We start from the raw sequence: 8636 nt of genomic DNA, 5'->3' as shown, positions 1-8636 counted from the left end.
GAGCCGCTGTCCGCGCTCGACCGCGGCCTGCGCGAGCGGCTCGCGCTCGACCTGCGCGACGTGCTCGTGGCGACCGCGACCACGGCGCTGTTCGTCACGCACGACCAGGACGAGGCGTTCGCCGTCGCCGACCGGGTCGCCGTCATGGACGCCGGGCGCCTGCTGCAGGTCGCGTCGCCCGCCGACCTGTGGGCGCGGCCCGCGTCGCGGCGCGTCGCCGAGTTCCTCGGGTACGAGGCGTTCGTGCCCGTGCCCGTGCCCGCGGCGGGGGACGCCGTGCCGCCCGCCGTCGCCGCGCTCGTCGGTGCCGCGCGCAGCGCCGGGGTCGCCCTGCTGCCCGCCGGGGGCGTGCTCGCGCTCGCGGCGGGTGCGTTCGTCGTCGTCCCGGGCGGCGAGGGCGCCGAGCGCGGGGGAGCCGACCACGCGGCCGGTGCCGCGGTCGACGGCCCGGGGTCCGTCGGCACGGTGCCCGGCGCAGCGTCCGGGTCCGCCGTCGGGGGGCCCGCCAGCGACGACCGACACCATGCCGGTGCCGCGGTCGACGGGCGGGTCGAGGTCGTGCGGTCGCGGCGGGGGCGCACCGAGGTCGTCGTCGAGGTCGCCGGCGTGGGCCGTGTGAGCGCGCTCGCACCCGCGGGCTGGACGTGCGCGGCGGGTGAACGCGTCGCCCTGCGGGTCGACGCCGCTGCGGTCGCGGGCCTCCCGGGCTAACGTCGCAGGTACGGGTCGCCGACGCCCCGCCGGACCCGCAGGCCCGCCGTGGAACCGAGGGAGCAGCCATGTTGCTCGATCGTCGTGAGGTCGTCTCCGTGGACGTCGACGCACCCGCCGCCATCGTCTGGGCGCACCTGCGCGACCCGGACCTCGTCGCACGGTGGTTCGGGTGGGACTCCGACACGCTCGACGCCGAGATCCGGCAGATCTTCCGCGGGGCCGTGCACGAGCACGAGGAGCACGCCGACGGCGTCGCGACCCGGACGCTCGAGCTCGGGCACCACGACCGGATCGTCGTCACGACGCGCGACGACACGCCCCGCCGCTCGCACGTCGCGCTCACGCGCCGCAGCCACGCCGGGCTCGCCCCGTTCGACGGCGTGTTCGACGAGATCGACGAGGGCTGGACGCAGTTCGTCCAGCAGCTCGCGTTCGCGCTCGACGTGCACCTCGGGCAGGACCGCGTGACGCTCTCGGCGCACGGCCTGGACGCGGGCGACCGCAGCGACCCGCTGCTGTTCCGTGCCGGGCTGCACGGCGTGCGCGGCCTGCCCGTCGGTGCCCACGTCGAGGTCGTGCGGCCCGACGGATCCCGGCTCGGCGGGACGCTGCGGTACCGCACCGAGCACCAGGTGGGGATCCACGTGCACGGCATCGCCGAGTCGCTGCTCGTGCTCGTGATGCGGCCCGCCGCCGCGCACCCGCCGCACGGCACGATCGACGCGACCCTGTCGACCTACGGGCTCGACGACGAGGTGCTCGCCGAGGCCCGCCGCCGGTGGGCCGGCTGGTGGGGCGCCCCGCAGCGCGCCGCCGTGCTCTGACCCGGGTCGTCCGCAGCGCGTGGCGCCCACTGGTCACTTCGGTGCACCCGGTGGTGACCACTGGTCACTTCGGGAGCGGATGTCCTGCCTGGGGTGCCCCGAAGTGACCAGTGGCGGCTCGCCTCAGAGGGTGAGCTGCCAGACGCCCGTGCCGCCCGCCGGGCGGAAGCCCAGCGCGACGTTGATCGCGAGCATCCAGCGGTTCTCCTCGGCGTTCCACGTGCTGATGCGGCGGACCTGCGGGCGGCGCGCGACGAGCGCCTGCAGCTGGACGGTCTTGGCGAGCATGCCGAGGCGGTGGCCGCGGTGCTCGCGCAGCACGAGCGTGTCCTCCTGCCACACGAAGTCCTGCGTGTGCGGCGGCATCATGAAGCCCGAGTACGCGACCAGCCGCCCCGACGGCACGTGCTCGACCGCCGTGGTCAGCCGGTGCTCGTCGCGCTCCGCGTACTCCGCGTCGAGCGCGCGCACGCGTGCGGCGTCCCAGTGCTCCTCCTCGACCGCGAGCCCGCCCGTGGGTTCGTCGGTGCTCATGCGGGTGCGGAGCTCGGCCATCGCGTCGGCCCACGCGTCGGGCGTCGCGTCCTCCCACGTCACCGCCCGGTAGTCGGGCCCCGCGGCGGCGACGGCTGCGACCCGGTGCGCCTCGAGCGCCGCGGCGTCGACCGGCAGCGTGAGCCGCGAGTGCCGGGCCACCTGCTCGAGCCGCCAGCCGCGCGCGAGCGCGAACCGCACGCCCGCGGCGTCGGCGGCGACACGGCCCTCGCCCGTCGGCGCGGCGAGCGTGCTCGGCCCGGGAGCGGGCTCGACGGCCTGGTCGGTCTCGGCCATCAGGTGCGTGCGGCCGGCGGCGCGCGCCACGTCGAGCGCGGCCTCGTGCAGCGCGCCCCCGACGCCCGCCCCGCGGTGCTCCTCGCGCACGCCGATCTCGAGCCAGCCGGTGTGCGTGTTGTCCCGCTGCGGCAGGTCCAGGCACGCGAACCCGAGCACGGACGCGGGGTCCGCCGGGTCGGCGGCGGGATCGACCGCGAGCAGCCGGACGCGACGCTGGTACTCCTGGTGCTGCAGCCGGGACAGCGACCGGCGCGCGGTCGTCGTGAAGTCGTCGGTGCCCCACTCCGCCCGCACGACCGCGTTCTGGGCGTCGACGAGCCCGTGCAGCAGCGCCGCGTCGGGGGCGTCGAGCGACGACGGCACGGGCATCTCCTGCAGGGTCCACGAGGTCATGCGTCCCACGATCCATCGCGGCGCGTCTCACGTCGACGTGTTTGCCGCCCGCACCGGACCCCGGGCCCTAGCCTGCTCGGATGCCGTGGTGGGAGATCGTCGGGTGGGTCGGCTCGGTCCTCGTCGTGCTCTCGCTCATGCAGGCGCGCGTGTGGCGGTTCCGCGTGATGAACCTCGTCGGCGCGGTCCTCGCGACCACGTACAACGCGGTCTTCGGCATCTGGGCGTTCGCCGCCATGAACGGCGCGATCGCGGTCATCGACGTGTACTGGCTGTGGCGCCTGCGCCGCGAGCGGTCCGACGCCGCGGTGTACGCCGTGGTCGAGGTGGCGCCGGACGACGCGTACCTGCGGCACGTGCTCGCGGTGCACGCCGACGACGTCGCGCGGCACCGCACCGTGCCCGCCGTCGGTGCGTCCGTACCTGGCGCGTCTGCATCCGGCGCGCCCGCCTCCGGTTCGTCAGCATCCGGTTCGTCCACACCCGGTTCGTCCGCACCCGGGCTGCCCGCACCCGTCGCCCCCGTGGCCGGCGCGCGGGTGCCCGACCCCTCGACGCCCGGCACCCCCGGCGACGAGCTCGCGTTCCTCGTCGTGCGCGGCGACGAGACGGTCGGCGTCGTGCTCGTGCGCGACGACGGCGACGGCACGGGCGTCGTCGCGCTGGACTGGGTGACCCCGCGGTTCCGGGACTTCACGCCCGGTGAGTTCGTGTACCGGCACTCCGACGTGTTCGCGGCGCACGGGCTGCGCCGGCTCGTCGTGCCGACCGCCCCGCCGGGTGCGATCGCGTACCTCGAGCGCGTCGGCTTCCGCGCGCAGGCCGACGGCGCGTGGGTGCGCGAGGTCGCCGCGGCCTGACCGCGTGGGTCGTGCGGGCCGGGGTGCGCGCCGTCGCCCGGCGCGGCGTCGTGCGCGGCGACCGGTGCCGCCGGACGTGCGCGGTGCGTCAGCCCGCGACGTGCGCGGTGCGTCAGCCCGCGACCTGCGCGGGCGTCGTGCCGGTGAGTCGTGCGACGAGCCCGACCGCCGCGTCCCACGACCGCGCGTAGTGCTGCGGGTCGGCGTTGCGCTGCACGGCGTGCGCGACGAGCGTCGGCGCCATCGTGTCCCGCCCGTCGACGCGCTGCAGCGCGCGGAAGAAGCTCTGCGCCGACGCGGTCGGGTCCATGCGCTCGGCGTACGTGCCCCACGCGCCGTTGTCGCGCTGCTGGAACAGGCCGCGGCTGTCCGGCCCGGCGGCGTCGCCGTGGTCGACGACGCGCAGCGACGACTCGCCGATCGCCGTCATGACGCCGATCGCCTGGTCCCGCAGCGACAGGCCCATGCCGCGCCCGGCCGCGACGACCGCGGCCGCGTTGCCGACCTGCTCGGGCGTGAAGCCGTCGACCGCGGGCAGCGTGCCGGTGGGTGCCGCGCCCGTGGTGCGCTCGGTGCCGGCGACCTCCGCGGCCAGCGCGGCCGCGAACGCGGTGCCGGTGGCGGAGGGCGTGGCGACGGACGTCGTGGGCGGCGGCGTCCGGGCAGCGCCGACGGTCGCGATGGCCTGCTCGATCGCGGCCATGCGCGCGGTGATCGCCTGCACGCCCTGCACGTCCACCTCCTGTCCCCTGCCCATCGGTGGCGGCCCCGCGGGCCTGAGCGGTCGGGCACGGACGGTCGGCCGCGCGGCGGTCGGCGTCACGGCGTCGACGGCAGGCCGTCGGGGTCAGGTGCGGTGGACGTCGGTGACCAGCAGGTCGACCCGCACGACCTCGTCGGGCAGGTCGGGGTCGCCGAGCACGTCGCGCAGGTGCGCGGCCACGGTGCGCCGCACGTCGTCGGCCAGCGGCTCGAGCGGCTGCAGGTACGCGGCCGAGACCTCGACGACCGTCTCCTCGAGCACGTCGTCGGGGCCGGTGCGCAGCGCGAGCCGACGCAGCCGGACGCGCGGGTCCGGGTCGAGCAGCGCGCGGACCGACGTGCGCAGGACGTCGGCCGCGACCACGTAGTCGCCCTCGGGGTGATGCCCCCGCACGGGCTGCGACGGCCGGACCGCGCGCAGCGCGGACGCGAGCACGCGCGGCGCGACCGACACCCAGCCGTCGTCGGTGTGGGTGCGCAGCTGTGCCGTCGCGAGGTCGAGCAGGTCGTCGCCGGGCGTGCGGCGCGTGCCGTCGCCGTCGTTCACCGCCATGTCTCGAACCTCCTCCCGAGCGTCCCGCGGGCCCGTTCCAGCAGTCCCCGGACCGCCGCGTGCGTCGTGCCCAGCACGTGCGCCGCGTCCGCGTACGGCATGCCCTCGACCTCGACCAGGAGCCACGCCGCGCGCTGCGGGCCGGGCAGGTCCGCGAGCGCGAGGTCGAGCGCGGCGCGCAGGTCGGTCGCGAGCAAGTGTTCCACCGGGTCGTCGCCGGCGGGAGCCGGGTCGGTGCGCTCGTCGTCCGGGTCGGGCGTCACGGGGACGGGCGTGCGGGTGCGCGTGCGGGCCGCGCGGCGCACGCAGTTGGCCTGGATCCCGAAGAGCCAGGTCCGCACGCTCGACGCGCCGCGGAACCCCTCGGCGCCGAGCCACGCGGCGGTCAGCGCGTCCTGCACGGCGTCCTCGGCGTCGGGCGCGGAGCCGAGCATCCGGCGCGCGTAGCGGTAGAGCGCGGCGCCGTGGCGCGCGACGAGCTCGGCGAACGCGGCGTGGTCGCCGAGGCCCGCGCGCGCGACGAGCTCGTCGTCGGGGACGGGCGCGTCCGGGGGTGCCGGGACGGCCGGTGTCATCGCGCGCTCCGGTGGCGGATCGCACCAGGAGAGGTGTGATGGAGATCACAGCAGGTCGACCGTGACGTCGACGCGGCAACGGGCACTCACCCAGTGTCGGCGCACCACGCCCCCGCGGCGCGGCGAGCGCACGGCACCCGACCGGCACCACCGGGCCGCAGCCAGCGGCACGCCCAGCACAGGAGGAACGATGACCGAGCAGACCAGCACGCCGACGTCGACCACCACGAGCACCCCGAGCCCCGCGAACCGCGGCCCGCGCGGCGGCAACACCGCGCTCGGCGGCGGCGTCGCGAGCTCGACCCCGCTGCAGACCGAGCACGGCACCACGACGATCGCCGACGGCGTCGTCGCCAAGATCGCCGGCATCGCCGCGGGCGACGTCGCGGGTGTGTACGCCCTGGGCGGCGGCGCGGCCCGTGCGTTCGGCGCGCTGCGCGAGCGCATCCCCGGCGGCACGACCAACCACGCGCAGGGCATCAGCGTCGAGGTCGGCGAGCAGGAGGCCGCGATCGACGTCGACCTCGTCGCCGAGTACGGCGTGTCCGTGGTCGACCTCGCCGAGGGCGTGCGCCGCAACATCATCACGTCCGTCGAGCGCATGACCGGGCTGCGCGTGATCGAGGTCAACATCACGGTCAACGACGTGCACCTGCCGCAGGACGACCCCCAGCCCGAGCCCGAGCCGCAGCCCCGCGTGGCATGAGCACCGACCGACCGGACGCCCCGGCGCCCCGGGTCGTCCCCCCGGGCGGGGCGGACGTCGGCCCTCGGTCGACGCCCGCCACCGCCGGGACGCCCGTGCCCGGCGGGTCGCCCGATCCGGCCGGGGCGCGCGTGCCCGGCGCACCGCCCGTTCCGGTCGCGCCGCGCGATCCGGCCGGGGCACCCGTCCCCGTCGCGCCGCCCGTCCCCGTCGACCCGCCCGACCCGGCCGAGCTCGCCGCCGCGGCCGCGCTCGCGGTGCCCGGCGTCACCGGCCTGCACCCCGGGCCGTTCGGCGAGATCGGCACCTACCTGCCCGGCCGTCGCGTCGCCGGCGTCCGCGTCCGCACCACCCCCGACGGCACGTCCACCGAGGTCCACGTGGTGCTGCGGCTCGGCACCGACCTGCGGGCCACCGCGGGCGCCGTGCACGCGGCCGTCCGCGCCGCCGTCGGCGGCGACGTCCACGTCGTCGTCGACGACCTCGCCCCCTGACGCGCAGCGCGACCCCGCCCCGCGCGCCCCACCCCGCACCCGAGGAGAACCCCATGTCCCTGTCCCTCGCCGGTCTGCTGACCGGTCTGCTGCTCGCGCTCGCCGCCGTCGCCGGCGGGTTCACGGGCTTCCTGCTCGCGCTCGTGCTCGGCGCCCTGGGCTGGGTCGTGGGTGCCGCGCTCGAGGGCCGGGTGGACCTGACGACGTTCACGAACGGCCGGCGCCGTGGCTGACGTCGCCCTCGCGCCCACGCCTGCCGAGGCACCGCCCGACCCCGGCACGCGCGGCACCCTCACGGTCGCCGACCGCGCCGTGCAGCGCGTCGCCGCCGTCGCCGCCGCGCGGGTCCCCGGCGTCGCGCGCACCACGGCCGGCGGGCTGCTGGGCCGCGACCTGCCGCACGCGTCCGCGCACGTCGAGGGCACGCGTGCGCAGGTCGAGGTCGACGTCGCGCTCGCCTGGCCAGCACCCGCGGCCGTCACCGCGCGCGCCGTCCGCGAGGCCGTCGCCGCGGCCGTCGAGCGGTTCGCGGGCGTGCCCACCGACCGCGTCGACGTCCGCGTCGTCGCCGTCACCGACCCGTCCGACGCACCCCGGGAGCGTGTGCGATGACCACCGGCACCCCCGTGCCCCGCACCGGTGCGCACGTCGCCCCGGCGGAGGCGCCCGCACCGTCCGTCGCCGCGGCGCCCGCCGGCCGACCCGACGACGCCACGGCCCACCGGCCCGTGCCGTACGCGCCGCCCCGCCCCGCCGGGACGCTCGCGTGGCTCGGCCCGCTGCTCGCGGTCGTCGTGCTCGCGGTCGCCGTCGTGCTCGTCCACGACGGTCTCGTGGCGCTCGGCGCGCTGCCCGGCGCGTCGTGGGTCGCGGACGCCGGCACCGGGCTCGGCACGCTGCGGCCGACGTGGCCCGTCGCGCTCGTCGGGGTCGTCGTCGCGCTCGCGGGCCTGCGGCTCGTCGTCGTCGCGCTCACGCCGCGCCGACGCCCCGGCCTGCCCCTCTCCGCGGGCGCCGGGCAGCACGTGCGGGGCCAGGACGTCGCGCGGCTCGCGTCGGCAGCCGCCGCCCGGGTCGACGGCGTGCTCGACGTGAGCAGCATCTGGGGGCGGCGCGCCGTCACCGTCACCGCGACGACCGACGGCGACCCCACGCTCGAGGCGCGCGTCGCCGTCGCGGTCACGCAGCGGCTCACTGCGCTGACCGACCCGCCGCGCGTCGTCGTCCGCACGCGCCGCGCCCGGACCGAGGACGCCGAGACCCGTGGAGGTGCGCGATGACCCGCCGTGTGCGCGGCCTGGACCGCGCGGTCGCCCTGCTGCTGGGCGTCGTGCTGCTCGTGGTCGGCGTGGCCGCGGTGCTGTGGTGGACGGGCACGCTGGCCCGCCTGTGGCCCGGGGCGCCGACCGCGCTCGAGCCGACGCGCGTCGCCGACGTGACCGGGGCCTCCTGGTTCGGGGCGGCGGCCACCGCGAGCGGCGTCGTGCTCGGTGCCCTCGCGCTGTGGTGGCTGCTCGCGCACCTCGGCACGCCGCGCGTGCGGGAGCTGCCGCTCGCCGGGTCCGACGCGTCCGGCCGGCTCGTGCTCGACGTCGCACCGCTCGCCGCGCAGGTCGCCGAGCAGGCGCGCCGCGTGCCCGGCGTGCTCGGCGCCCGCGCGGTCGTGGACCACGAGGGCGGGCGGCACGTGCTGGTCAGCACGCTGCGGGTCGACCCCGAGGCCGACCTCGACGCGCTGTCCCGGGACGTCGCCGACCTCGTGGCGCGCACGCGCGACGTCACGGGCCTCGACGACCTCGCGGCCCGCACCCGGCTCGCGGTCCAGCGCCGCACGCGCGGCCCCCGCGTCCGCTGACCCGCCGGCCGGCGCTCCTCGCGTGCGCCGACCCGGCTGGCCTTGGCTCCCCACCCCACCCGCCCC

General features: G+C 77.9%; 12 protein-coding genes and 1 pseudogene. 9 read left to right on the top strand and 4 right to left on the bottom strand.

Annotated elements, in window-relative coordinates:
• A pseudogene (locus tag CS2_RS19180) lies at positions 1 to 711 on the top strand (ABC transporter ATP-binding protein); the annotation flags it as partial.
• Positions 712 to 779: 68 nt separating this feature from the next.
• Positions 780 to 1538: an SRPBCC family protein gene (locus CS2_RS16790; protein ID WP_070320839.1), complete on the top strand. Its 759-nt coding sequence runs from the start codon at positions 780 to 782 to the stop codon at positions 1536 to 1538.
• Between the two features lie 123 nt (positions 1539 to 1661).
• On the opposite strand, the gene CS2_RS16785 is transcribed toward CS2_RS16790, so the two are convergent.
• Positions 1662 to 2765 (bottom strand): GNAT family N-acetyltransferase, encoded by a 1104-nt coding sequence (locus tag CS2_RS16785; RefSeq protein ID WP_070320838.1) that lies wholly within the window; start codon positions 2763 to 2765, stop codon positions 1662 to 1664.
• Positions 2766 to 2845: 80 nt separating this feature from the next.
• On the opposite strand from CS2_RS16785, the gene CS2_RS19595 reads away from it, so the two are divergent.
• The gene (locus CS2_RS19595) at positions 2846 to 3625 is read left to right on the top strand and encodes a hypothetical protein (RefSeq protein ID WP_070320837.1); all 780 of its coding nucleotides are present in this window, start codon (positions 2846 to 2848) and stop codon (positions 3623 to 3625) included.
• Between the two features lie 112 nt (positions 3626 to 3737).
• Here CS2_RS19595 and CS2_RS16775 read toward each other — a convergent pair whose 3' ends face one another.
• The 3 genes from CS2_RS16775 to CS2_RS16765 form a co-directional block, all read right to left on the bottom strand.
• The gene (locus CS2_RS16775) at positions 3738 to 4358 is read right to left on the bottom strand and encodes a hypothetical protein (RefSeq protein WP_156442184.1); all 621 of its coding nucleotides are present in this window, start codon (positions 4356 to 4358) and stop codon (positions 3738 to 3740) included.
• Positions 4359 to 4472: 114 nt separating this feature from the next.
• The gene (locus CS2_RS16770; RefSeq protein WP_070320835.1) at positions 4473 to 4940 is read right to left on the bottom strand and encodes a hypothetical protein; all 468 of its coding nucleotides are present in this window, start codon (positions 4938 to 4940) and stop codon (positions 4473 to 4475) included.
• Complete coding sequence (locus CS2_RS16765) at positions 4931 to 5515, bottom strand: RNA polymerase sigma factor (RefSeq protein ID WP_070320834.1); 585 nt, start codon at positions 5513 to 5515, stop codon at positions 4931 to 4933. The genes CS2_RS16770 and CS2_RS16765 overlap by 10 nt, the downstream gene beginning before the upstream one ends.
• A 190-nt stretch (positions 5516 to 5705) precedes the next feature.
• Here CS2_RS16765 and CS2_RS16760 point away from each other — a divergent pair, with 190 nt between their 5' ends.
• The 6 genes from CS2_RS16760 to CS2_RS16735 are packed head-to-tail and all read left to right on the top strand — an operon-like array spanning position 5706 to position 8570.
• A complete protein-coding gene (locus tag CS2_RS16760; RefSeq protein WP_082131576.1) occupies positions 5706 to 6221 on the top strand; it encodes an Asp23/Gls24 family envelope stress response protein in 516 nt (171 codons plus the stop codon).
• Positions 6218 to 6715 carry a hypothetical protein gene (locus tag CS2_RS19590; protein WP_233421236.1) on the top strand — a complete coding sequence of 166 codons (498 nt, stop codon included), beginning with the start codon at positions 6218 to 6220 and terminating at the stop codon, positions 6713 to 6715. The genes CS2_RS16760 and CS2_RS19590 overlap by 4 nt, the downstream gene beginning before the upstream one ends.
• Positions 6716 to 6768: 53 nt before the next feature.
• On the top strand, positions 6769 to 6948 hold the full coding sequence (locus CS2_RS16750; protein WP_046529848.1) for a hypothetical protein: 180 nt from the start codon (positions 6769 to 6771) through the stop codon (positions 6946 to 6948).
• Positions 6941 to 7327 (top strand): Asp23/Gls24 family envelope stress response protein, encoded by a 387-nt coding sequence (locus tag CS2_RS16745; protein ID WP_070320833.1) that lies wholly within the window; start codon positions 6941 to 6943, stop codon positions 7325 to 7327. Before CS2_RS16750 ends, CS2_RS16745 begins: the two co-directional genes overlap by 8 nt.
• Positions 7324 to 7995 carry a DUF6286 domain-containing protein gene (locus CS2_RS16740; protein WP_070320832.1) on the top strand — a complete coding sequence of 224 codons (672 nt, stop codon included), beginning with the start codon at positions 7324 to 7326 and terminating at the stop codon, positions 7993 to 7995. Before CS2_RS16745 ends, CS2_RS16740 begins: the two co-directional genes overlap by 4 nt.
• Complete coding sequence (locus tag CS2_RS16735) at positions 7992 to 8570, top strand: hypothetical protein (protein WP_156442183.1); 579 nt, start codon at positions 7992 to 7994, stop codon at positions 8568 to 8570. The genes CS2_RS16740 and CS2_RS16735 overlap by 4 nt, the downstream gene beginning before the upstream one ends.
• Positions 8571 to 8636 lie beyond the last annotated feature (66 nt).

The organism is Cellulomonas iranensis NBRC 101100 = JCM 18110 (genome assembly GCF_001552375.1).
Classification (GTDB): Bacteria; Actinomycetota; Actinomycetes; order Actinomycetales; family Cellulomonadaceae; genus Cellulomonas; species Cellulomonas iranensis.
The sequence above is the reverse complement of the archived record's forward strand: the minus strand, read 5'-3'. Positions and strand labels throughout refer to the sequence as shown.